Origin of the sequence: Nocardia asteroides (assembly GCA_019930625.1) — a bacterium.
GTDB classification, from domain to species: domain Bacteria; phylum Actinomycetota; class Actinomycetes; order Mycobacteriales; family Mycobacteriaceae; genus Nocardia; species Nocardia sputi.
In genome coordinates this window covers 5,599,435-5,622,595 of sequence record CP082844.1, presented here as the reverse complement: position 1 = coordinate 5,622,595, position 23,161 = coordinate 5,599,435, and the positions used below count along the sequence as shown (strand labels likewise).

Here is a 23,161-nt window from a genome sequence, read left to right as displayed (position 1 = left end):
TGCCGCCGGACGAACTGGACGGCTGCGTCGCGGGCTGGACCACCTTCGGGAACAGGCCGAGCTCAGACGGACGTCGATTCCACGATCCACAAAGGGCCATCGGCGCACTCCACCCGCTCCCCCTCCCCAGGGTCGAGGCGAGTACGCAACACCCTGATGCGACGATCGCCGATCTGCGCGACCGGACCCGTCCCGAGAGAGCGCAACGCTCGGACCTGGTTGTGTACTACGACAGCAGTATTCGACCAATCCACCCGATAGAATCCAGGTTCGAAGGACGACTCGTACGACGCCTCCCCCGCATCTTGCGGAAGTCCGGGAATTCCAGCCACGACCTTGTTCAGCGCGTCGGGCAACAGGTCGTGGATCACCGGATCCATACGACCCCACAACCGTTCCGGCGTCGGATCCTCGTCCAGCGGTATACCGCCCCGACTGGACAGTATCTCGCCGGTGTCGAACTCTTCATCCATTCTGTGTACCGTCAGTCCGAATCCCGTGTCACCATTTCTTATGGCCCACGCAATCGGCATCGGCCCCCGATGTTTCGGCAGGAGTGACGGATGTATATTGAGCACACCGAGTTCGGGAATCCGCAGAACAGCGGCCGGGAATTTCCAGGGGAATCCACACGCCACGATGACGTCGGGTCGATATCCGGGTAATGCGTCAGCCAGCCCGGCGGCACTGCCTGGCAGCACCAGGTCCATCCCTCCCGGTATCACTTCCAGCAACTCCCCTATCACCGCCGCCGACGACGGCAGGATCGGAGAGCCTGACTTCACCGAACGAGCGAACAAACAGGACACCACAGAATATCCGGATTTCTCGCACACCGAGTTGATGGTTTTGAAGTGCGCAGCGCCACCGGCCACGATCACGACCCGAAGCGCGTCTTCCATGCTGGCAGTATTCCAGGCAACACAAACTCGATATCCCCATGGATGGGCATGCTCGACTCGATCACACACAGCGATGCAGCCCGGTAAAATTTTATCCAGAAATCGGCACGGAGAAGCCCATCCGCTACCGATGACGCGACCCGCCAGCTGCCGCGCTACCCAGCCACACTCCTCCGCACCGTCCAGCACCATCTCGAACCCACACCCCCACAACGCCTTCCGCCACTCGATGCCGCTCGGTTTCACCGTCGCCCACCCGCCGAACAACCAGTCCGCGCGGTGAAACCGCCCGAGTTCCGGGAGCATCAGGGAAACGAGAGCGTTCCCAACGGTGGACCCACCGTGGCGCCGTGAATTGTCAGATCGGATTAAACTTCCCGAGCGACGACCCGCTCGGCTGCGGCCGTGCCCCGAGGCGGGCTCCCCAGGGAATGGATGTGATTCACGATGAATCTCGCACGCCGTGCACACCAAATGCCGAGGCGCCGATCTCTGCACCAGCGCATTGCCACCGATGCGCCACTCCGGGTCGAGGTCTCAACGGCCGGAGAGTGAGTTGGTGAATTCGGCTTGCGAATTCTTGGTGTCGGAACGACAGTCCCACCAACGTCGATGCTGATCGCGGACGGCGGCACGCTCGCCCAGCAGAGCCCGGCGCAAAGCCGGATGGCACCGACAAAACCTCGGATGCCTGTTGACCGCGCTCGACGCCGGTGGGCACGGCCGGCCGGCGGTCGAGTGGAATCGACCGGACGGCGGTGTCTTCCTCGTCATGCGCCTTCAGGCGAACCTCGCGCTCCTGGAAAGATCAGCGTCCAAGTACAGCGTGCTGTGGACCCTGATGGACCAGTTCTATCTCGACAGAAGCGGCAGCCGCCGACTGCGTTTGTCGTGCAGCGACCTCGATGTAGCAGACATCCGGAGCGGATTTACACGGCTGGCCTCGTTCATCGAAAACGAGGTTCTCGCACGCGAGCCGCTTGCCCCGCCCCGGGAAGGTTGATGCGTATGGTCCTGAGGACGGCCATATGAACGGGACCAGCGCAGTGCCGCCGAAAAATCCGATCGAAGCGGACATCGTGCCGAGAACGCCTCGTGTTCGACACGAATTGCCGAGTTTGGCACTGCTGCTGGCGGCCACCACGATCGCCTACCTGTGCAATCTCAGCGCCAACGGGTGGGCCGACGAGTTCTATTCGGCTGCCGTGCAGGCTGGTTCGGAGTCGTGGAAGGCATTCTTCTTCGGGTCCTCCGACTCCGCGAACTCGATCACCGCCGCCAAAATACCCGCGGCACTATGGCCGATGGAACTGTCGGTGCGGGTGTTCGGGTTGAACAGCTGGAGCATTCTGGTGCCGCAGGTATTGTTCGGTACCGCGTCGGTGGCTCTGCTCTGGGCGGCGGTACGCAGGTCCTTCGGGCCGGTCGCCGGGTTGCTCGCCGGATTCGCGCTCGCGGTGACACCAGTGGCCGCACTGATGTTCCGGTTCAACAATCCGGATGCCCTGTTGGTGTTCTTGGAGGTCGCCGCGGCGTGGGCGCTGATACGAGCGCTCGACGACGGACGTACCCGATGGCTGGTCCTCTGTGGTGCTTTCATCGGATTCGGTTTTCTCACAAAGCAATTGCAGGTAATGCTGGTGTTGCCCGCCCTGGCCCTGACCTATCTCGTCACCGGTCCGCCCCGCCTCGGCAAGCGCATCGTCCAACTGCTGGCGGCCGGCGTTACCATGGTCGCGGCAACTGCCTGGTGGCTACTCACGGTGGAACTCTGGCCGGCCAGGTCGCGGCCGTGGATTGGCGCCTCGCAGCATAATTCCGTGCTCGAATTGACTCTCGGCTTCAACGGATTCGACCGGCTGACGGGAAACGACCGGCGCGGCGTCGGCACGCCGGGAGTCGAAGCGGTCCGCCGCGCGACCGCACCCAGCGATACGGGCATCGCCCGGCTCTTCGAACCAGCGCAGGGTGGCCAGATCGCGTGGCTCATCCCAGCGGCGCTGGTCACCTTCGTGGCAGGACTCTTGTTGTGCGGCAGATCCCCTCGCACCGATCGCCGGCGAGCAACGCTGCTCCTCTGGGGTGGCTGGCTGGTGGTCTCCGGGCTGGTGTTCAGTTATATGGCAGGCATATTTCACCCCTACTACACGGTGACCCTCGCTCCGGCGGTCGCCGCTCTGGTCGGCATAGGCGCCGCCCTCGCCTGGCAATACCGTGACCGACTGTCGGTGCGCCTTTCCGCGGCCCTCGCGCTGGGAGCTACCACGGCGACCGCGTGGCTGCTATGGAGTCGCAGTGCGGATTTCGCGCCATGGCTGCGTTGGGCGGTGCTGGCAGCCGGATTGCTCGCCTTCGTCACCGTGATAGTCCGTGACAAACCCGGCGTCGTTGTTGCGGCTGCCGCCGCGCTGACCGCATTCGCGGGACCGGTCGCGTACACTGTGCACACCATCGCGACCCCGCACCACGGGACAAATCCCATCGCGGGACCGGTAGTCGCCGCACCTACCGGCGGCGGCGTGACTCCGGCGTCGATCGCGTTCTTCCTCGAGCCCTCCACACCGAGTTCTGAAGTGGTTCGTCTATTGCGGCGCGACGGTACCGGTCACCGCTGGGCCGGCGCGGCAATCGGATCGATGAACGCGGCCGGATACCAACTTGCCGCCCAGCTGCCTATCATGCCCATCGGCGGCTTCAACGGCCGCGATCCGTCTCCGACGCTCGAACAGTTCAAAAGATACGCCGCGCAGGGCGAGATACGCTATTTCATCATCACACCGAACGGGCGAGAGCGCGAGACCGGAGCAAACGCACATATCACCGAATGGATCCAGGACCACTACTCTCCCACGATCGTGGACAGCGTCACTCTCTATGACCTGTCGATCCCAGCCAGACAGAAGAATTGAGCCGAAATCTTCGACAGGCGTCGGATTCCGAACGCATCCGGGCAATCAACGACCGCGGCCGTCCGGCTAGCTTCCGTCGAGCACAGCGGCCAGGCGCTCGACACCTTCGCGAATCTCAGCGGGGTTGTGCGCTGAAGGACATGCGCGCGACGACCTGTTCTGCTCCCGACGCCGACATCACGGCGGCGGGGCTGAATCCACAGTCCAAGAAGACGGAGACCCCGTACCCGGAGCAGAAACAATGCCGGTGGACCGGCCATGAGCGGCCGGGGTTGGGTGAAGACCTCGTAGGCCCAGTCCGTGAACCTACTGTCCCGAGTGAATACGGCCACATCGTACGATTGACCCCGACAAGGTGTCCACGCCCGAGCCTCTTTCGCGCACGGCGAGGATTGCCCGACCACGGCTGGAGTTGTCCACACCCAGAGACCGTGCGGAATCGGATCCTCGTAGGTGACCGTGCAGGTGAGCGTCTGCCCAACCCCGTTGTCGAGCTTGGACGTGGTGACAGGCTGCGCATCCACTGGTCGACAGGGCGCCCGCGAATCGGTGCAGCGCATCGTCCGCCGCGGTGCCGACCTCAGCGCACGATGTGGGTAGTGCCGAGTGTCCGGACGGGTACTGCGGCCCGGCCGTGCCGCCACACGAGCAACACACGGCGACCACGGCCCCTCTGACCGTGATGCCTCGCTGTGATCGCGCAGTGGCCGCAGGCCGGTGGCCGGTGAGGGGTGGGCGATTCGGTCGAGGTGCTCGTCGCGCAACGACAATCACGGACCGTCGTCATGCAGGGGCTGCGAACGTCGAAAACGGCCGATACCAACGTCTTCCGCGTGATGGTGGTGTCGAATTGACGTTGATCAACGGTGTTTGTGGATGACCGATGTAACCAGTCAGGAGTACGCGCGTGCCACGTGAAATCGATTCGGCTGTGTTCCCGCATCTGGAGGCGGACCTCGACCGCGTCCGTGACGTTCTCGGACCCGTGCGGTTCGAGGGCAGGCCAGAGTTGACCGCACTCACCGACGAAGGGACCGACACCTCCCGCCGCCTGGTCCGCCCTACCTTGACGTTGCTGTCGTATTACCTGCTCACCGATCCTGCGACGCCCGCCGACGACCGGGCGGTGCGCGCCGCCGCCGCCGTGGAGTTGCTGCATCTGGGCTCGCTGTATCACGACGACGTCATCGATCACGCCTACCAGCGCCGCGGCCGGCCCAGCGCGAACGCGGTGTGGGGATCGCACATGGCCGTACTGGCTGGAGACTCCGTGACGACCGAGGGCGGGCGCGTACTGCTCGAACTCGGCCGACGTGAAGGGCTCGCGGGATCGACCGCGAGTGCGCACATGTGCGCGGGCATGGTGCTCGAGGCCGCCGACCAGTACGTGGCCTCCCGCAGCGAGCAGGCCTACCTGGAGTCGATCGACGGCAAAACGGCGGCGCTGCTGTCGCTGGCCTGCCGGGTGGGCGCGATGCAAGCCGGCCGCCCCGAGGATCGAGAAGAGGCGTTGGCGGTGTTCGGTCGACAGTTCGGGATGGCCTACCAGTTGTATGACGACATTTTCGATTTGACCTCGACCGCCGAAGAAATGGGCAAGCCGGTCAATCAGGATCTGCCCGAGGGCATCTACACCCTGCCCGTGATCCGCGCCGCAGCACGCGATCGGGACCTTGCCCGCCTGCTGCGCAGCAGAATGACCGGTGAGCAAGCCGCACGTGCCCGCGAACTCGTCGTCGCCTCCGGCGCCGTGGACGAAGCACTGGCGCGAGCCGAGGAATTCATGGACCAGGCTGCCGGTCAGCTCGCCACCCTGCCCGTCGACCCGCGCGCCCGTCACGCGATGACCGCCTACGCCCGGTCCATACTCGATCGGCGAACTCCTGGTCCCACGGTCTCCCGGGCCTCGACGCAGCCACCCCAGACCCACAGTGAGGTGGTCTCTGCGCAGGCCGCGTCATGGTTGCGGAGCTGGCTGGTGGACACCGGCCTGGCCCTGACACCGACCGAGGCCGCCTATCACCGGTGGACGGGAGGGCTCCGGGTCCCGGCACGGACCTGGGCCCCAGCAGCGGACGCGGCCCGTGAACAGACCTTCGCCGGCATGTTCACGCTGGCCCTTGTGTGGGACGACCTGTTCGAGGATCCGCAGCTGACCGACCCCGAAGCCGTCACCGCGCTGCGGCGTGGCCTGGTGGCCATGCTGCACCAAGACCCGCAGGCGCCGTCGCGGCCTGGAGCGATCCCGACGGCGTGGGCGAGTTTGTGGCCGCGCCTGCGCGAGGGCCGCGGCACCCGCTGGCAGCAGCGGTTCCTCGACAACCTCGAGGAGTGGTTCGAAGCCTGCGAACGCGAAGCGCACCAGCGCATCAACGGCGACATCCCCGCCACGGCCGACTATCTGCCGCTGCGGAAGTCGACCAGCGGGTTCGAAACCGCCATCGCCTGCCTAGAGGCATACCAGGACCGTGAGGTGCCGTCGATGCTGCGCAACCACCCCGTGATCCGCCGTCTCGAAGAACTGCTGTTCTTCGTGGTCTTCGTGGAGAACGATCTTGCGGGGCTGGATCGGGACGAAGCCGACCAAGTCCCCTACAACCTGGTCCGCGCGATCCGTCACGAGACCGGCTGTGCCCGCAGCGAAGCCGTCGAGCAGGTACAGCGCCAACTGGCCGAGCAACGCGCCCAACTCGAGACGGTGATCCGCTACATCCCCGCCCTGCTCCGGGTGCTTCCCGGCCTGTCCGGTCAGGGGAAGGACTATGCCGAGATGTACACAAACATAGTGAGAGGGGGGCTCTGGGGGAGCCAAACCGATCGGTACAGGAAAACCGCAGATTCTGCGGCGCCGGACCTGGAACGCTTGCGCCGTGAGATCTACCATCCGGCAGCCGAACCAGCTCAGACCGCGTCGTAAACCCCGCAGGCCGGCCCGAGATGCCAGGTCCGAGCAGGCCGACCTGCAAATATCAGGTGTCGTTCAGTCTACGGTGGGCTCGGCTCGCAGGTAGCGGTAGACGGTTTCGCGGCTGATGCCGAACTCGGCGGCCAGAGCGAGACGTCGGCGACCCACGGCAGTTCTTCGGCCTGGCACCGAAACTTCGCCGCCCAGCCGCCGCGCCCTCTACCGCGCCATGGTCCGCCTCGGCCGCAGCATTGCAACCCACACACCCCGCGACGGAGACTCTCTCGGCACTTGAGCAAAGGCGCGCCTGCTCGAGCACGCCACTGTGGTATCGGCGTCGAGGACGCGGTATAGGTGTGACGAGTTGGCCGGCAACGCCGTGGCGCATGCCCGCGCCCCGCGCGGGTGCCGGTTGATCAGGGCTGGTCGCCGCTGGTTTCGCGTGGAGGTCGATGACGGTTCACGCGCGCCGGTACGCTTCCGCCGCCCTGGTCACATCGGCGGGCGCGGGTTGATCCTGGCCGATGAGCTGGCCACTTGCTGGGGTGTGGACTACCGCGGCGGCGGCAAAACGATGTGGGCCGAACTCGGCGCCCGCTGCGTCGGCGAGTGAGGGTCAGTTGTCGGGTCCGGTGTGGGTGGGTCTTGTCGGGAGAGTTGGGCGTTGAGTTCCAAGGCTTCGGTGAGCTGGTCCTCCAGGACGATGATCCGGCACGCCGCCGCCAGGGGTGCGCCGGCGTCAACCAGCGCGCGGGCGCGGGCGGCGATACGCAGCTGGTAGCGGGAGTAGCGGCGGTGCCCTCCCGGGGAGCGTTGCGGGATCAATAGTTCGGCGGCGTCGAGACCGCGCAAGAAGGCGGGGGTGACGTCGAGGATTTCCGCGGCCCGGCCCATGTGGGCTTCAGAAGATGTCTACATCCTGCAGTGAAGCTTTTTCAGTACACCGTTTCGCTCTGCGACGACGTCGCCGCAGGCCGGATCTGATGATCTGGATCAGCGCCAGCGCGTCTGTGCTGTTACGCGATGTGCAGAACCGCGTCGGCGCCGTCGAGGGTTGCTTGGTCGAGCGGGAAGTAGCCTTGCTCGGGTGTGGGATCGGTTCGGATGCGAGCGGGCCCGAGGGTGGCGGGGCTGGTCAGACCCCAGGTTTGTATGCGCTCGCTCAGCAGACCCTCGTAGGTGTCCGGCTCGGGGACGCCAAGTCCGAGAGCCGTGCTGTGGCCGAGACTTCCGGCGACGAAACAATAGCGTTCGCCGAGCAGGGAATCGGCGATCGCCCCGGCGCTGAACCAGGTGAGATCCATGCCCGCGAGGGACCAGCGGCACCGATTTCGTCGCAGGTGACCGTTCTGCGCGAACACGAAAGTCGCGCCTCGCGGACTCTCGGCTCGGCGGATGGCGAGCAGGTTCTGGGCCATGAGGGCGTCCCGAACCGCGAGCATCCGGGATACCCGGGCGGTTTCGTCGAGTTGCCGGTCGGCGGACTGTTTGTGGTAGCGCAGTAGGCCGAGACCGGCGGTGAGATGCGTTTCGGCAGTGATCCATTCGGCATGTGAGGTGGCCGCGATGAGTTCCGGTGCCCGGGCATAGAGCATGGTGAGCATGTCGTCGGCGATTACCCGCAGTCGCTCGGCCTCGGCTGTGGCGCCGGGCGAGGCGGCCGCATCCATGATCGCCTCCATACGGCTCCATCGCTCGTCGTCGCCGGTCAGTCCCGCGAGGTCGATGGCAAGTCCCAGATAGTCGCGGGCGAATTCGAGGTAATGCCGTGGACTGGGGGCGCTCGTCATTTCGGTGGGTGCATCGAACCCGTGGAAGGACAACTGCTGGTCTTCGGTCCTGGTCGCGTTGTACTCGCGCATCCAGGTGACCAGCTGCCTGTTGGCATCGAGCTTTCCGAGACCGTGCGAGAAGCCTTCGTCAATCACTTGCTCGAGGGAGCCGACCCCATTCCGGACGAAGTCGTCTACGGTCAGCGCCGCCACGCGGTCGGTCTCGATCGTGATTGATCTGAAGCCGCAGCCGACCAACTGAGCGAATAGTTGGTTGCGGACCCGCGCGAAAGCGGGTTCTTGATGTGTGGGTTCGCCGAACGCCAGCAAAGCACATGTCGCGGGAACGAAGTCTTGAATGTTCTGGCTCATGTGTCTCTACCGTATCGTTGAATTCACTGTTGAGACCTAGTCGATATCGAGCCTTGGAGAACCACAAAAGTCTCAAACGGGTGGGGCTTCCCAGTCAGTCGGTCTCGACTCGATTCGCGCTGCGTCGCTCCTTCGCATGACCCGTTGTGTACATCGGCTGGCGGCCTCACCGCCATTTCCGGAAGCAGAGGAGTGCAGGGGTCCCGTGGCCGAAGTCAGAAAAGGGTGTCGCGGACCCGAAGCAACCGGTAGCCGGTGGGTCCGAGCTGGGTGAGTCCGGCGTCGACTCGACACCCACCAAACCAGCGACAGCCGGGGGACACAGAAAGGACGGTCACCCGTGCCACGATCGAAGGACCCCCTCGACAATCTCCGCACACCGGAGCGGTCCCGCCACCACATACCCACCCAGTTCGAATGGGGCTAGAAGTGGAGTTCGATCACATCGAACCGAACCGGGTGACCGCGCGGCCGTGAACGGCAAGCCCGGCGCACTGCCCGCGACAGCGGACTCCACCACCCACTTTCTGCGTCCGATTACCGATGTCGCCACCGCGATCGCGGTTCCGCTCCGGGTCAGCGGACGTCAGGTCGTGGTCACAGTCGAGGTGCGAAATGACGCCGGCAACATGTGCGCCCATGTCGTGCAGACGGTGCACCTGATTTCGAACCACGAGTGAGGATCGAAGGCGGTTTCTCGAACCTCATCGGACCGGTGAGGCCGTGAGCGCAGCTATCCGCGGCTGAAGCGTTCCACCAGGCGGGCGTAGCTGTCATGGCCGTGACCTGATTCGAGCGCTTCGGCGACCAAGTCGGCCGCCGGAGAACGCAACCGCGTCCGGTGAGCCGATGGCCTGAGCGATGGTCATGATCTGGCCATGCGGGTAGTCCGTACCGAGCTGCAGGAACCGCCTCATCTCAGTTGAAACCTTCCCTCCAGCGGGGGCATCACGGCCAACCATCCATTCGCCGCACAGGTGGTGGACCCACGGTACGAACTGCTCCCCCGGGTTCGCGAGATCGGCACGCTAGTAGGGTTCGTGCGATTTGCTCTGCGCCCCCAATGGAATCGACTTGCCGCGACACGGCGAATTGTTCCGGCCCTTCCACGAAGCGGGCGACGCCTTTCATGAGGGGGCGCCCGGAACGAGGTCGAATCGCCGGTCGCCGCCGAGGATGTCATCGTGTCCAAGCGCCGGTCCAGCTCATTCGCAGGCACCGATCTCGACCTCGTACTCCGTGCGCACGGTGTCGACACGCTCGCGATCGCAGGTGTCGCCACCAGCGCAATGGTAACTGCAACGTGCTACGTCGCAGCAGACCGCGACTACCGGGTGATCGTTCTGCGCGACGGCTGTGCCGACGACGAACCGACAACGCACGACTTCTTCATGGATACCGTTTTCCCCAATCGCGGTTTCGAGGTCGTCACCTGCGCCGAGTGGCTGCCGTCACCAACACCGCAACGCATGTCACGGGAGGCGATCCAATGCGCCGAGGAATCACTGACGGCGATCGTTGCCGAACTGCCCGGCGAGCGCATCACCGAGGTCGTGTACTACCTGCTGACCACCGACGATGAGGACATCTACATCGATGAATGGGAGTATCCCGGCTGGGACGAACCGCGGATGGGCGTCGAACTGATCAGCGACAGCGGCCGGCACTACTCGGCGAGAACCACCGATGCCTTCACCGAATACGGAATCCAGATTTTCCGCAAACCGATGTCCGAGGTCCCTCGACTCGACCTCGGCGGCATCAAGCCGGTATCGGCAACCGTCGTGTCACCCATTCCCCATCGAGGACGATTCCGGCCCTGGCTTCTTAGTCATGCAGTCAGCACTACCGAGGCTGTCCGGTGTGCTGCGGGCGGTCAAGAGGGTACGTCGGTCGGGTTGATGGCGAGAACACAGGCGACAGGCGGATCGAGGTCGAGGGTTTCGACCCGGAGCTCGGTGAAGCCGGCCTGGGCGAGCAGGTCCTGGAGTTCTTGGCCGGCTCGGGCCGTGGTGTCCCAGGTGGCGCCGGGGCAGCGGGGCTGGCTGACGAGCGCGATGCGTCCTGCGGGCCGGAGCAGGCGGCGCAGCTCGCGAAGCCGCTCCACCGGGTCAGGCCAGAATCCCACGGAGTTGACGACGAGGATGGCGTCGAGCGGATCGTCGAAACTCGGCAACTGCTCCACCGAGGCGTGCGTGAGATGCACTCGGCCGGCACGGACGGCGGCGGCGTTGCGGCGGGCGGCGTGCCGAACCATGGCTCGGGAGTGGTCGATCCCGAAGACATGCCCCTGGGTGGCGCGGCCGGCGAACTCGGCGATGGCGACGCCGGGGCCGAAACCGATCTCGAATACCCGATCGGTGGGCTGCACGTCCAGCAACGAAACTGCCCAGACGTTGCGCTGCCGGTTGGAGGGGCGAAGAGCGAACATCCAGCCGTTCGCCCACCCGACGAAGCCGCGAGGGTGACGGGCCTGGAGCACCAAATATCTGATCGCCCGTTGTTTGAGAGCTGTGGCTGCTTTCTGCATGATCGCCAGTGAACGGCTTCAAGTATGCTTGAAGTCAAATGAGCGAACAGTTGACGATCGGTGAGCTGGCGAGCCGCACCGGTGTCGCCACCTCCGCGCTGCGGTACTGGGAGGAACTGGGCCTGCTACCGCCACCGGCCCGGGTCTCGGGCCAACGGCGTTATCCGCCGTCGGCGGTCGGGCTGGTCGGTGTGGTCTTGGCGCTGCAAAACGTCGGTTTCACATTGCGGGAGGTCAAAGCGTTCATCGCGTCTCGTTCGCTGACCGACGACAGCTGGCGGGAGCTGTATCAACGCAAACTCACCGAGCTGGATCAACGGATTGCCCAGGCACTGGCGGCACGCACCGCCATCGCCCATGGTCTGGCCTGCCCGCACGATGACATCGTCGAGTGCCCCAACTTCACCAGCGGAGTCGAGGCGCTCCTGGCGGGATGTTCTCTCGAAGAGGCGCACTCACAGGTTCATTCGCACTGACCTCGCCTCGAAATAGGCGGCCTCGCTATTGAGACCTCAGCTCTTCACCCACTCGCCGAGGTGCTCGCGATGCTCGACGACTTCCTTCGAAGCCGAGGCCTTCCCGTCAGTGAACTTCTAACCGAATTCTTCACAGCTCGCGGCAGCACGAAGCCCGGCTTGGATACCTGCAAGGGATGGCACCAACAGTAGCTCGAACAGCGACGTGGGCATATGCACCCGGCGGGTGGTACCGACTCGCGTAACTATCTGCGGCGGCGACTTACCGCCAGATCCGGCGGACTCGGACCTCACGGGCCGATCTTCCGCCGGACCGAGCCGGCTGCCGGTTCGGTCCGCGCGGCCAGCGGCATTACGTGGCATCGGGCACTTGGATGCCGGGCCTGGCGGCGGTCCGGACCGGAGGACGGGCGACGTCACGCAGGGGCGCCGAGCGGCGGGTGCTCGAGCACGCGGGGCTTGTACTCGACCAGCTGGATGCGGCCATCGAAGGTGCGGTGATCGATCATCTCGAGCGCAACGTCCGGATAGCCGTCGTAGATGCGTTCCGCGCCCGTGGCACCGGTGATCACCGGGAACATCACGACCCGGAATCGGTCGACGAGTCCGGCTCTCAGCAGGGACCCGCACAGGCTCAGGCTGCCGATCGTGCTGAGCAGTCCTGAGCCGCTCGACTTCATGGAGCGGACCGCCTCGACGGCGTCGTCGCGGACGAGCGTGGAGTTGGCCCACCTCAGTGGCTCCTCGAGTGAGGAGGAGAACACCACCTTGGACGCTCGCGTGAGCTCGTCGACGGACGCCTCTTCCTCGGGCCTGAACTCGTCTTGGCCACTCGGGACCTCGCCGGCGGCGAAGCCCGACATCAGGCGGTAGGTATTCGCTCCCATCAGGTAGGTGGCCTCGGGCTGCTCGCCGAGCCATGCGAGGTACTCCGGGCCCTCGAGGCCCCAGAACCCGGGCCATCCTTCTCCCGATGCGTAGCCGTCGAGAGAGGTGATGAAGTCGACGAGAAGCTCCGACATGGCGGTGTCCTTTCCTAGAGTGTCACGAGCTTCGACCGATCGGGAGCCCCAAACTCATCGGCCGCACTGTGGGGGTGCCGGTGAGGATCGTGTCACCAGCCGCAAACGAGGGGTGTTACGTGACGTTGTCGTAGGCCGATCCAACCGCCCCGACCGAGGGCTGGACCCCGGCCTCGGCGAGGCGCTCGGTGAAGGCGATGGACATGTATTGGTGGTCATGATCCGCTTGGTCGAACACCGCATGCGGCAGGGTCCGCACCCACAGCCACGAACTTCGATCGCGTAGTGGGTGTTGCAGCGCTGCCGGCTCGCACCCGGCACGGCGCCGATCGCGGCTACCGGTCCGGCGGGCTACCTGTCGGTAAGAGTTCCTCGAGCCCGATCGGCGAGAGTGATTCGGACTCGCACTCCCAGGCCGATCAACCCGCCCGCTTCTTATTACGACAATGGCCCTGTCGAAGGCACATTCGATGACATTGCGGCGTTTGTAGATCTCGGCATCGAAGCTCGGTGTCCGCCCGCCTGCCCGGCCCTTGGGTTTGCGGTTGACGACCTGGTCCCGGCGTTCGGGAATCACGGTCTGGCGATGATCCCGCCGTCCCGCCCCTTCGAGCAGCACAAGCCCGATGAACACCCCCACCAGCGCCCAGTCCCGCCAGGACCGCCGCGGCGGGTTCGGCGCCGTACCACACCGAGCGGAGAAGTTGACGCACGCTTCGATGGTCGCGCTCGGACCCGAGGAAGGAAACCGGTGCGGGCTCGGGGTTCGGCGACCGGCAGACGTCGCCCGCGGATCGCGGTACTCGTCACACGGCGCATGCCGACAGGATGTAGGCGTGCGCGCGCAGAACACTGAACTCGACGCGGACGAGGGTGCGGTTCGCTGTGCAGGTGGTGACCGTCTTTGGCTGTTATCTGGCGAAGTACGAGCCGAGCCACCAGGCGTCGTGTGTCGGTCGCCGCCGCGCTACGGACGGGTGTGGAAGCCGCCGTCACAGGGTCTCGATCACTCCGGCGCCAGTCGAATGGTGCGTGACGCCGTCGTGGCCGGGTATCTCGCGCGCGGCGACTCTGCTCATCACGCGGCGCGAAGCGGTCCGGCAAACGCCTTGCGCAATGACGACGGCCCGACCAGCCGCAGCAGCATCGCCAGGATCTTCCCCTTGACCGCCTGCGGAGTGCGGGTCAATTCGACATCGACGCGGCTGCCCGACGCGGCGGGGGTGGCGCGGAAGACCCAGCCGCCGCCCGTGCCGAACAGCTTCGAGTCCAGCGTGGTGATGGTGACGGTGTCACCGGCGGGATCCCATTCGTAGCGGGCGCGCTCCCAGGCGGCGGCGGTGCCCTCGGTGACCTCGGCCCAGGTGTCGCCGCGGTCGTGGATTCGGAAGTGCTCGGCGTCGATGTTCGGCCACACCTCGGCGCGATCGGGTCCGAAGTCGGTGAGTACCCGCACGACCTCGGCGGGAGTCAGTGTGGACAGGAGGTGAAAACGTACCGTAGTCATGGGGCTACCTTCGCCGCCGCGACCAGGGCGCCGAATCTGTAAGTTGACGCTGGGGTGACGTAATCCGGTTTCGGTAAGGTCGCGGCGGGTCGCCGCGCATCCCGTGACGGCCCCGGGAGGAGAACGCCCACATGCCGATGTTCGGACGAGAGACCGAGCTGAAAGACCTGGCCACACTGGTGGACGGTCCCGGCGAGCGAAGCGGCATCCTGATCCAGGGGGAACCCGGAATCGGCAAGTCGGCACTGGTCGCGGAGGCGGCCGCCGCCGCGGACGCCGCGGGGCTGCGGATACTGCGGACCGCGGGTGCGGAGGCCGAACACGGCCTCACCTACGCCGGGCTGCACCGGCTGCTCTACCCGCTACGCAGCGCGTTCGATACCCTGCCGAGGCACCAATTCGAGGCGCTGACGAACGCCTTGGGCATGTCGGATACCACCGAGGAGCCGAGCCTGCACCTGGTGGGGCTGGCCGCGCTGACCCTGCTGGCGGACCTGGCGGTCGAACGGCCGCTGGTGGTCGTCGCCGAGGACGTGCACTGGCTCGATCCCGCCAGCGCAGAGGTCCTCTCCTTCGTCGCGCGCCGCATCGACTCCGAACCCGTCGCTGTGCTCGCCACGGTGCGCCACGGTGCAGATTCACCGCTGCGCGAGGCCGGACTGACCACCATGCGGCTGGGTCCGCTGCCCGAGCACGACGCGAACGCGCTGCTCGACAGCATCGCACCGGAATTGCCTGCCGAGGTCCGTCGTCGGGTGCTCGCGCAGGCGCAAGGCAACCCGCTCGCGCTGATCGAACTGCCCACGGCGGTGGGGTATCTCAGCGAAACCGCTCCAGCGCTGCCGTTGACCGAGCGCCTCGAACGCGCCTTCTCGGCGCGTGGTGCCGCGCTGCCCGAGCGCACCCGATCGGCATTGCTCGTCGCGGCGCTCGATGACAGCGATTCGCTCAGTGAGACGCTGATTGCCGCAGGGATTCTCCTGGGATCCGAGGTGGGAACCGAGATTCTCGCCCCTGCCGTGGCGGCCGGGTTGATCGATATCGGTCCCGGCACGGTGGCTTTCCGGCATCCGCTGATTCGTTCGGCCCTGGTGGCGGCGGCGATGCCCGAGGAGCGCCAGCGGGCCCACCGGGCCCTCTCGGACCTGCTCACCGAGTCACCGGATCGTCAGGTGTGGCATCGGGCGGCGGGTGCGGTCGGCGCCGACGAGGAGGTGGCTACGGCGCTCGAGGACGCCGCCGAACGGTCCCGGCACCGCGGCGGCGCGATCGCGGCGCTGGAGCGTGCTGCGGCGCTGAGCGCCACCCCCGGCCGACGCGCGGATCGACTCCTGCGCGCTGCTGAACTGGCGGTCGACGCCGGTCACCGCGACACGGCCGATCGCCTGGTCGACACCGCACGTACGCTCCCTCTCACCGCCGCGCAGGAGGCCACCGCGAACTGGCTGCTCAGCGGGTTCGAGGACGGGATGCGTGAAAGCCCCTCGCGTATCGGCGAACTGGCCGCGCTCGCGGCCGCCGTCGCCGCCGACGGGTATGTGGATCCCGCGCTGCGGATCCTGTGGGGTGCGGCCATGCGGTGCTTCTGGGTCGAACCCGGACCCGAGGCCCGGCGCGCGGTGCTCGCGGTCGCCGACACCTTCGGCATTCCCGACGGTGATCCGCGCAAGCTCGCGGTCGACTCGATCGTTGCCCCGTTCGAGCGCGGCGAACAGGTCCTCGGTCACCTGCGCGCGCTGGCCGCGACCACGGGGCGCGATCCGGAGGTCGATCACTTTCTCAGCAGTGCGGCCTATCAGGTCGGCGCTTTCGACCTCGCGGCACAGTTCGCGGCCGCCGCCGCACCCGGATTCCGCTCCGCCGGACAGTTGGGGCTGCTGACCCGGGCACTCGCGATCCAGGCCTGGAGCCTGGCCCGGCTCGGCGACCTCGCCGCTGCCGCGCCCATCGCGGCCGAGGCCGCGGCCTTCGCCGGGGAGACCGGGGCGCCGTTCATGCACGCGGTGGTCGTCGCGGTACAGGCCGAAATCGCGGCGCTGCGCGGCGACTACTTGCAGGCCGCCGCACTCGCGGCGGACGCCGAACGGACCGGACTGGCGGCCGGCGCGCGGCCTGTGCTGGCCACGGTGCAGCTCACCCGCGGGCTCATCGCGCTCGGCGAGGGCCGATTCGATGACGCCTTCACCGATCTGGCTCGCGTCCACGATCCGCGGGATCCGTCGTATTCACTGACGCTGCGCGCGTGTTTCCTCACCGAAATCGCCGAGGCCGCGGTCCGCGCCGGACAGACCGACGCGGTGGCGGAACTGTTGCGCGAACTGGAACCGGTCGCGGCAGCCACGTCATCGCCCGCCCTGCACATCGGAATGCGCTACGCACGAGCGGTGCTCGCAGGTGATATGGCCGGAAAGCTGTTCGCCGCCGCACTGGAGGCGGATCTGACCGGCTGGCCGGCCGAACGCGGCCGCCTGCATCTCGCCTATGGCGAGTGGCTGCGGCGGCAGCGGCGAGTCGTCGAATCCCGCACCCATTTGCGCAAGGCGCGAGAGACTTTCGACGCCCTCGGCTTCACGGCGTGGAGTGAACGGGCCCGCCTGGAATTGCGCAGCGCGGGCGAATCGAGCCCGAATCGCGACCCGGATGCCCGCGACCGGCTCACCCCGCACGAGCTGAGCATCGCGCAACTGGCGGCCCAAGGGCTGACCAACCGGGAGATCGGGCAGCGGCTGTTCCTGTCGCACCGGACCGTGAGCACTCACCTGCACCGGATCTTCCCGAAACTCGGGATCAGTTCGCGCGGTGATCTCGCGGGGGTGCTGCCGACCGAGGAACAGACGGCGTAGTAGAACGGGCCTGGGCAATGGACACCGATTACGTCATCCGACGCTCGCGGCCACGACCGCGCGCTACCTAGCGTCGGCGGAATGAATATCAGCAGACGATTCTTCGGTGGTGCGCTCGTAGCGGGTGCCGCGAGCCTGACCGCCGCCTCGCTGAGCGCCTGCGGCACCGATTCCGCCACCGCGCCGGGGGCCACGACGCCGGTCCCCGGCGCGGATCTGCGGAAGGGCTCGGGCGACAACACAACCCTGGGACCGATCAAGCAGATCGACGCTGGTGTTCTCAGCGTCGGATACGCCGAATTCGGGCCCGGCACCGGTCAACCGGTGATCCTGCTGCACGGCTGGCCCTACGACGCCTACAGCTACGCCGATGTCGGTCCGCTGCTGGCGGCCGCCGGTTACCGGGTTCTGGTTCCGTTCCTGCGCGGCTACGGTCCGACCACCTTCCGCTCCACCCAGACCGTCCGCAACGGTCAGCAGTCGGCCATCGCACGCGACATCCTCGATTTCATGGACGCCTTGCACATCGACAAGGCCGTACTGGGCGGCTTCGATTGGGGCGCGCGGACTGTCGACATCATCGCCGCGCTGTGGCCGCAGCGGGTCAAGGCCATGGTCGCGGTGAGCGGGTACATCGTCACGGTGCAGGCGGCACAGCAGCAGCCACTGGCTCCCGAGGCCGAACTCGGGTGGTGGTACCAATACTATTTCGCCACCGAGCGTGGCCGCCTCGGCTACAGCCGCAATCGGCACGATTTCAACAAGCTGATCTGGAAGCGCGCCTCCCCGGCCTGGAATTTCGACGACGCTACCTTCGACCGCAGCGCCGCCGCCTTCGACAATCCCGACCACGTCGACATCGTCATCTCCAACTACCGCTGGCGCTTGAGCCTGGCGCCGGGCGAGCCGCAATACGACAGCTACGAGCGGCAACTGGCCGCCGCACCGGCGATCACCGTGCCCGCCATCACGCTCGGTAGCGACTTCGACGGCGCGGCCAAGGACGGAAAGCTCTACGCCGCAAAGTACACCGGCAAGCATGAGCACCGTGTTCTCGACGGTATCGGCCACAACGTGCCGCAGGAGGCGCCGCGCCCGTTCGCCCAGGCGATCATCGACGCCGACCACCTCTGAAAGCCGGAAAGGCCGGGCCCGGTCAACAACCGGGCCCCGCCTTTGCGCGTCTATAAGGAGTCGCGTAGCTGGAATCCGCCGTCCACATCGAGTTCGATCACAGTGTCGATACCGATCCTGCGCAGGAACGGATAATCGTGGCTGACCACGAGAATCGCGCCGCAATAGTCGCCTAGGGCCTCCACGAGTTGGTCGACGCTGGCGATGTCCAGGTTGTTGGTCGGCTCATCGAGGATCAGCAGCTGCGGCGGCGGATCGGCGAACAGCAGGCGCGCAAGGGATACCCGGAAGCGCTCCCCGCCCGACAGTGTCGAAACCGGCCGTTCGACACTGCTGCCGCGCAACAGGAGCCGGGCCAGCTGATTGCGGATCGCGCCCGGCGCGGTGGCAGCGGCCACCGAAAGGACGTTCTCGAGCGCACCGGCCTGTTCGTCCAGATTGTCCAGGCGTTGCGGCAGATACCCGACGCGGTCGGTCAGCAGCGTCCCGCGTTCCAGATCTCGACCATGAATCAGATTTTCGAGGAATGTCGACTTGCCCGCGCCATTGCGGCCGATCAGAGCGACCCGCTCTGGCCCCTGAACGACGATGGAGCGGTCGCCGTCGCGTAGTTCCGCGATGCGACGGCTGCGCGGCACATCCGGGTCGGGCAATTCGAGACGAATGTGCTCCTCACGTCGGACACGGGATGCGGCGGTGTCCACAACTTTCTGGGCCGCGAGCACTTTCGCGTCGAGCGTGGAGCGCATCGCGCCCGCGGAGCCCTGCGCTCTACTGGCGCGGTTGCCCGCCAGGATCCGGGGTATGCCGCCGCCGCGCTGGGTCGCCCTGGCGGTGCGTTCACGTCTGGCGAGCTTCGTCTCGGCTTCGATGCGCTGGCGTTTCTCGACTTTCAAGGCCTGCTCTGCGGTGCGCGCCGCTTGCGCGGCCGCCGCCTGCTCCTGCTCGACGTGCTGCTGCCAGACGCTGTAGGGCCCGCCGAACACACCCAGCGCAGTCCCGTGCAGTTCGGCGGTGGCGTCCATATGCTCGAGCAGTTCGAGATCGTGGCTCACCACCACCAGGGTGCCGGGCCACGAGTCCACGAATTCGGCGAGCTTGGAGCGGGTCTCGCGGTCGAGGTTGTTGGTCGGCTCGTCGAGCAGCGTGATCGGTGTGCGCCGAATCCGCAGACCCGTGATGGCGATCAGCACCGCTTCGCCGCCGGAAATCTCCCCCACCTTGCGGTCGAGATCGGCGGCGCTGAAACCGATGTCGTGCAGCGCTTCGTCGGCGCGGGATTCGATGTCCCAGTCGTCGCCGATCGTCTCGAAGTGCGCTTCCCCGGTCTCGCCGGATTCGATCGCGCGCACGGCCGCGAGCGTGCCCGCGATGCCGAGCAATTCCGCGATGGTGTGGTCGTTGCCGAGGGTCAGCGTCTGCGGCAGGTAGCCCACCTCTCCGGTGGTTTCGATGCGTCCGGAGGTCGGGGTGAGGATTCCCGCGATCAACCGCAGCAGTGTCGATTTTCCGGAGCCGTTGCGCCCTACCAGACCGGTGCGCCCGGTGGTCAGGGTCCCGTTGAGCTGGGAGAGCGCGGCAGTTCCGTCGGGCCATTCGAAGGACACGTGCTGCAGAGTGATCGCTGATTGCATGGATGTGGACATGGGTCGTCGACTCTTTCCTGCTCGTGAACGAGCGGGCCGCGTGATTTAAAGACATTGCGGAAGCAGACGAAGGCGAATCAGGCTCGAAAAATCTCGGGCTGTTCGGTTACGGGGCACCGAGAGAAATGAATGAGGAATGCGCCGCCTTCGACTGGGCGGCTAGCGTCTGTCGACTTCCTCGATAATCACGTGACCACCCTACCAGCGGAGTCAGACGGTGATCGTCTGGTATTCGGTGTACTGGCCCAGCCCGACCACGCCGTACTCGCGTCCGATTCCGCTGGCTTTGAAGCCACCGAAGGGACCGTCGAATCCGATCGGCGCGCCATTGATGGTGACCGTGCCGGTCCGGATTCGGCGGGCGACGGCCAGCGCCGCGGCCTCGTCGGCCGACCACACGCCGCCGGAGAGGCCGTATTCGGAGTCGTTGGCGATGCGGACCGCGTCGTCGATGTCGTCGTAGGCCAGGACGACCAGGACCGGACCGAAGATCTCCTCCCGCGCGATGCGCATGGTCGGCGTCACATCGGCGAAAACCGTGGGGGTGACGTAGAAGCCGCCCCGCGGGCCGGGCGGGACCTGCGGGCCGCCGCAGACCAGGCGCGCGCCTTCCGCGATGCCGATCTCGATGTAGTCGCGGACGCGCTGTTGCTGATCGCCGCGAACCATCGGGCCGATGAAGGTCTCCGGGTCGCGGGGATCACCGACCGGCAGGGACTCGACCAGCGCCGCCAGCGCCGAAATGACCTCCTCGTAGCGGGAGCGGGGGGCGAGGATACGGGTTTGAGCAATGCAGGATTCACCGTTGCTCAACAGCGAGCCGAACTTCAGGCCGTTCATCACCGCCGTCAGATCGGCATCGGGCAGGATCACCGCCGCCGATTTGCCGCCCAGTTCGAGACTCACTCGTTTGAGCTGGGTGCCCGCGATGGACGCGATCCGGCGACCGGCCGCGGTCGAGCCGGTGAACGCGATCTTGTCCACCCGCGGATGGGAGATCAGATACTCGCTCGTTTCGCGATCTGCGGGCAGCACGCTGAGCACGCCGTCCGGCAGTCCGATTCGATCCACCAGTTCGGCCAGCAGACCCATGCTCAGGGAGTTCTCCGGAGATACTTTCAGCACCACCGAATTCCCGGCGAGCAGAGCGGGCAGAATCTTCGAGGTCGCGGAGGAGAAGGGTGAATTCCACGGGATCACCGCCGCCACGACGCCGACCGGCTCGCGCCGCACCACACTGCGCACGCGGGAACTCGGGTCCGACGGTTCGAGGGTGCGTTCCCAGTCGAAATGCTCGGCAGCAGCGAGGTAGGCATTCGCCTGGCGGGTCAGACCGGCCTGGCCTGCCTTGGTGAACCATGCGGCGGCGCCGTTTTCTGCGGAAATGAGGTCGGCGATCCGGTCTGCCTCGTCCTCGCGCAATTTATTGAATCTGCGCAGCAATGCGATTCGCTCGGCGAGCGGGGTGTCACGCCATACGCGTCCTTCGAACGCCGTGTGCGCCAGCATTGCCGCGCGGTCCACATCGGCGGGTTGCGCCTGCGCCGCCCTGCCGATGACCGAGCCATCGTGTGGCGAAAGGATTTCCAGCAGTGCCGGTTCGCTGGGTTCGGTCCAGGAGCCGCCGACGTAGAGCCGCTCGTAGATGATCATCGGGTTTCTCCCAGGGCGAACGATGGCTGTTGGTCGCGATATGTCTCCAGCAGGCGGAGCCAGACTTCGCTTATGGTGGGGAACGAGGGGACGGCATGCCAGAGCCGGTCGAGGGGGACCTCGGCGGTGATGGCGATAGTGGCCGAGTGCAGCAGCTCGGCGACGCCTGCGCCGGCGAAGGTCGCGCCGACGATGACCCGGCGGTCCGGATCGATCAGGATGCGGGCCCGTCCGCGATAGCCGGGATCGTGCTGGATCGCACCGGCGACGCGGCCGCTGTCGTAGTCGACCACGTCCACCGTCCGTCCGGCGCGGGCGGCGTCCTCGGTGGTGAGGCCGACCGCCGCGATCTCCGGATCGGTGAAGACGACCTGCAGCACCGCCTCGAGGTCGGCGGTCCCGGCATGCGGGCCCCAACGACTGGTGTCGAGCGCATTCCCCAGCGCGCGGGCGGCGATGACCGACCCCGCGATACGGGCCTGATACTTGCCCTGATGGGTGAGCAGCGCACGGTGATTGACGTCGCCGACCGCATACAGCCACTCGCCGTCGACGGCGGTCACGGTGAACGTGTCGTCGGTGGTGAGCCACGCTCCCGGTCGCAAACCGACCGTGTCGAGGCCGAGGTCCTCGGTGCGGGGTGCGCGTCCGGTCGCGAGCAACAGTTCGTCGGCGACCAGCCGGGCGCCGTCGGCGAGGGTCAGATGGATGGTGTCGTCGGGGCCACCCGCGCGATCTGCTGCGGTGATGGTGGTGCCGAATCGCAGGTCCACCCCGGCTGCCCGGAGCCGCTCGGCGACCAGGTCCGCGGCGAAGGCTTCGACGCGGCCCAGCAGCCGGGACTCGCGGGCGATGAGCGTGACCTGGGCACCCAATGCCTGCCAGGCGGCGGCCATTTCGGTGGCGACCACCCCGGCCCCGAGAATCGCGAGCCGGCCCGGTACTTCGCGGGCGCTGGTGGCTTCGCGACTCGTCCACGGCCGCAACGCATCCAGGCCCGGCAGCGGCGGCAGCGCCGCGGAGGTGCCGGTGCACACCGCCACCGCGTGCCGGGCGGTGAGCCGCACGGTCTCACCTTCAGGAGTGTGGACCGTCACCTGACGGGGCCCGTCGAGGCGACCGTGGCCGCGGATCAGGTCGACATCGACGGAGTCGAGCCACTCGACCTGGCCCCGATCGTTCCAGCCGGCCGCCATGCGGTCGCGATGTTCGAGCACCGCGGGCGCATCGAGCGCGCCGGTGACCGCGGTGGCGACTCCCGGGAAGGCCGCGGCCTCACGGTAGAGCGAGGCTGGGCGCAGCAGCGCCTTGCTGGGTTCGCAGGCCCAGTACGAACATTCGCCGCCGACCAGTTCGGATTCGACGATCACGGTGCTCAGCCCGGCGGCGCGAGTACGGTCGGCGACATTCTCACCGACCGGTCCAGCCCCGATGACCACCACGTCGTAGCTACGAAGTTTTCTGTCGGACACGGATTTCACCTTCGATGG

The 23,161-nt window shown here is 66.6% G+C and carries 17 protein-coding genes and 1 pseudogene; 8 read left to right on the top strand and 10 right to left on the bottom strand.

Annotated features, from left to right (window positions below; all coding sequences use genetic code 11):
- Positions 1-62: 62 nt before the first annotated feature.
- Complete coding sequence (locus K8O92_25550) at positions 63-1,208, bottom strand: hypothetical protein (protein ID UAK31177.1); 1,146 nt, start codon at positions 1,206-1,208, stop codon at positions 63-65.
- 388 nt (positions 1,209-1,596) lie between these two features.
- On the opposite strand from K8O92_25550, the gene K8O92_25545 reads away from it, so the two are divergent.
- The 3 genes from K8O92_25545 to K8O92_25535 all read left to right on the top strand — a co-directional run bounded on the left by K8O92_25545 (position 1,597) and on the right by K8O92_25535 (position 6,728).
- Complete coding sequence (locus K8O92_25545; GenBank protein ID UAK31176.1) at positions 1,597-1,905, top strand: hypothetical protein; 309 nt, start codon at positions 1,597-1,599, stop codon at positions 1,903-1,905.
- A 25-nt stretch (positions 1,906-1,930) separates the two neighbouring features.
- Positions 1,931-3,811: a glycosyltransferase family 39 protein gene (locus tag K8O92_25540; GenBank protein ID UAK31175.1), complete on the top strand. Its 1,881-nt coding sequence runs from the start codon at positions 1,931-1,933 to the stop codon at positions 3,809-3,811.
- A gap of 907 nt (positions 3,812-4,718) precedes the next feature.
- Positions 4,719-6,728 carry a polyprenyl synthetase family protein gene (locus K8O92_25535; protein ID UAK31174.1) on the top strand — a complete coding sequence of 670 codons (2,010 nt, stop codon included), beginning with the start codon at positions 4,719-4,721 and terminating at the stop codon, positions 6,726-6,728.
- Between the two features lie 63 nt (positions 6,729-6,791).
- On the opposite strand, the gene K8O92_25530 is transcribed toward K8O92_25535, so the two are convergent.
- The 3 genes from K8O92_25530 to K8O92_25520 form a co-directional block, all read right to left on the bottom strand.
- On the bottom strand, positions 6,792-6,923 hold the full coding sequence (locus K8O92_25530) for a helix-turn-helix domain-containing protein (protein UAK35940.1): 132 nt from the start codon (positions 6,921-6,923) through the stop codon (positions 6,792-6,794).
- A gap of 345 nt (positions 6,924-7,268) precedes the next feature.
- Positions 7,269-7,610: a MerR family transcriptional regulator gene (locus K8O92_25525; GenBank protein UAK31173.1), complete on the bottom strand. Its 342-nt coding sequence runs from the start codon at positions 7,608-7,610 to the stop codon at positions 7,269-7,271.
- 122 nt (positions 7,611-7,732) lie between these two features.
- On the bottom strand, positions 7,733-8,860 hold the full coding sequence (locus tag K8O92_25520; protein ID UAK31172.1) for an erythromycin esterase family protein: 1,128 nt from the start codon (positions 8,858-8,860) through the stop codon (positions 7,733-7,735).
- 368 nt (positions 8,861-9,228) lie between these two features.
- Between K8O92_25520 and K8O92_25515 the strand changes: the two genes are divergently transcribed.
- Positions 9,229-9,540 (top strand): PaaI family thioesterase, encoded by a 312-nt coding sequence (locus K8O92_25515; protein ID UAK35939.1) that lies wholly within the window; start codon positions 9,229-9,231, stop codon positions 9,538-9,540.
- A gap of 501 nt (positions 9,541-10,041) precedes the next feature.
- Positions 10,042-10,296: pseudogene (locus K8O92_25510) on the top strand (cysteine hydrolase).
- Positions 10,297-10,736: 440 nt separating this feature from the next.
- Here the strand turns inward: K8O92_25510 and K8O92_25505 are convergent.
- Positions 10,737-11,390, bottom strand: coding sequence for a methyltransferase domain-containing protein (locus K8O92_25505; GenBank protein ID UAK31171.1), 654 nt, complete (start codon positions 11,388-11,390; stop codon positions 10,737-10,739).
- Between the two features lie 38 nt (positions 11,391-11,428).
- Between K8O92_25505 and K8O92_25500 the strand changes: the two genes are divergently transcribed.
- The gene (locus tag K8O92_25500) at positions 11,429-11,866 is read left to right on the top strand and encodes a MerR family transcriptional regulator (protein UAK31170.1); all 438 of its coding nucleotides are present in this window, start codon (positions 11,429-11,431) and stop codon (positions 11,864-11,866) included.
- Between the two features lie 416 nt (positions 11,867-12,282).
- On the opposite strand, the gene K8O92_25495 is transcribed toward K8O92_25500, so the two are convergent.
- Both K8O92_25495 and K8O92_25490 read right to left on the bottom strand, forming a co-directional pair.
- Complete coding sequence (locus K8O92_25495; GenBank protein UAK31169.1) at positions 12,283-12,888, bottom strand: dihydrofolate reductase family protein; 606 nt, start codon at positions 12,886-12,888, stop codon at positions 12,283-12,285.
- A gap of 1,078 nt (positions 12,889-13,966) precedes the next feature.
- Positions 13,967-14,395: a hypothetical protein gene (locus K8O92_25490; protein UAK31168.1), complete on the bottom strand. Its 429-nt coding sequence runs from the start codon at positions 14,393-14,395 to the stop codon at positions 13,967-13,969.
- A gap of 131 nt (positions 14,396-14,526) precedes the next feature.
- Between K8O92_25490 and K8O92_25485 the strand changes: the two genes are divergently transcribed.
- The gene (locus K8O92_25485) at positions 14,527-17,238 is read left to right on the top strand and encodes an AAA family ATPase (GenBank protein UAK31167.1); all 2,712 of its coding nucleotides are present in this window, start codon (positions 14,527-14,529) and stop codon (positions 17,236-17,238) included.
- An 81-nt stretch (positions 17,239-17,319) separates the two neighbouring features.
- On the top strand, positions 17,320-18,372 hold the full coding sequence (locus tag K8O92_25480) for an alpha/beta hydrolase (GenBank protein ID UAK31166.1): 1,053 nt from the start codon (positions 17,320-17,322) through the stop codon (positions 18,370-18,372).
- 50 nt (positions 18,373-18,422) lie between these two features.
- On the opposite strand, the gene K8O92_25475 is transcribed toward K8O92_25480, so the two are convergent.
- The 3 genes from K8O92_25475 to K8O92_25465 all read right to left on the bottom strand — a co-directional run bounded on the left by K8O92_25475 (position 18,423) and on the right by K8O92_25465 (position 23,143).
- Positions 18,423-20,018: an ATP-binding cassette domain-containing protein gene (locus K8O92_25475; protein UAK31165.1), complete on the bottom strand. Its 1,596-nt coding sequence runs from the start codon at positions 20,016-20,018 to the stop codon at positions 18,423-18,425.
- Between the two features lie 210 nt (positions 20,019-20,228).
- A complete protein-coding gene (locus K8O92_25470) occupies positions 20,229-21,671 on the bottom strand; it encodes an aldehyde dehydrogenase (GenBank protein ID UAK31164.1) in 1,443 nt (480 codons plus the stop codon).
- Positions 21,668-23,143 (bottom strand): NAD(P)/FAD-dependent oxidoreductase, encoded by a 1,476-nt coding sequence (locus tag K8O92_25465; protein UAK31163.1) that lies wholly within the window; start codon positions 23,141-23,143, stop codon positions 21,668-21,670. The genes K8O92_25470 and K8O92_25465 overlap by 4 nt, the downstream gene beginning before the upstream one ends.
- Positions 23,144-23,161: the final 18 nt, after the last annotated feature.

Bases quoted from the DNA above. Each gene is read 5' to 3' on its own strand.
- K8O92_25480 (UAK31166.1), top strand. From the start codon at position 17,320: ATGAATATCAGCAGACGATTCTTCGGTGGTGCGCTCGTAGCGGGTGCC.
- K8O92_25520 (UAK31172.1), bottom strand. From the start codon at position 8,860: ATGAGCCAGAACATTCAAGACTTCGTTCCCGCGACATGTGCTTTGCTG.
- K8O92_25490 (UAK31168.1), bottom strand. From the start codon at position 14,395: ATGACTACGGTACGTTTTCACCTCCTGTCCACACTGACTCCCGCCGAG.
- K8O92_25505 (UAK31171.1), bottom strand. From the start codon at position 11,390: ATGCAGAAAGCAGCCACAGCTCTCAAACAACGGGCGATCAGATATTTG.
- K8O92_25485 (UAK31167.1), top strand. From the start codon at position 14,527: ATGCCGATGTTCGGACGAGAGACCGAGCTGAAAGACCTGGCCACACTG.
- K8O92_25525 (UAK31173.1), bottom strand. From the start codon at position 7,610: ATGGGCCGGGCCGCGGAAATCCTCGACGTCACCCCCGCCTTCTTGCGC.
- K8O92_25495 (UAK31169.1), bottom strand. From the start codon at position 12,888: ATGTCGGAGCTTCTCGTCGACTTCATCACCTCTCTCGACGGCTACGCA.
- K8O92_25470 (UAK31164.1), bottom strand. From the start codon at position 21,671: ATGATCATCTACGAGCGGCTCTACGTCGGCGGCTCCTGGACCGAACCC.
- K8O92_25475 (UAK31165.1), bottom strand. From the start codon at position 20,018: ATGTCCACATCCATGCAATCAGCGATCACTCTGCAGCACGTGTCCTTC.
- K8O92_25540 (UAK31175.1), top strand. From the start codon at position 1,931: ATGAACGGGACCAGCGCAGTGCCGCCGAAAAATCCGATCGAAGCGGAC.
- K8O92_25550 (UAK31177.1), bottom strand. From the start codon at position 1,208: ATGCTCCCGGAACTCGGGCGGTTTCACCGCGCGGACTGGTTGTTCGGC.
- K8O92_25500 (UAK31170.1), top strand. From the start codon at position 11,429: ATGAGCGAACAGTTGACGATCGGTGAGCTGGCGAGCCGCACCGGTGTC.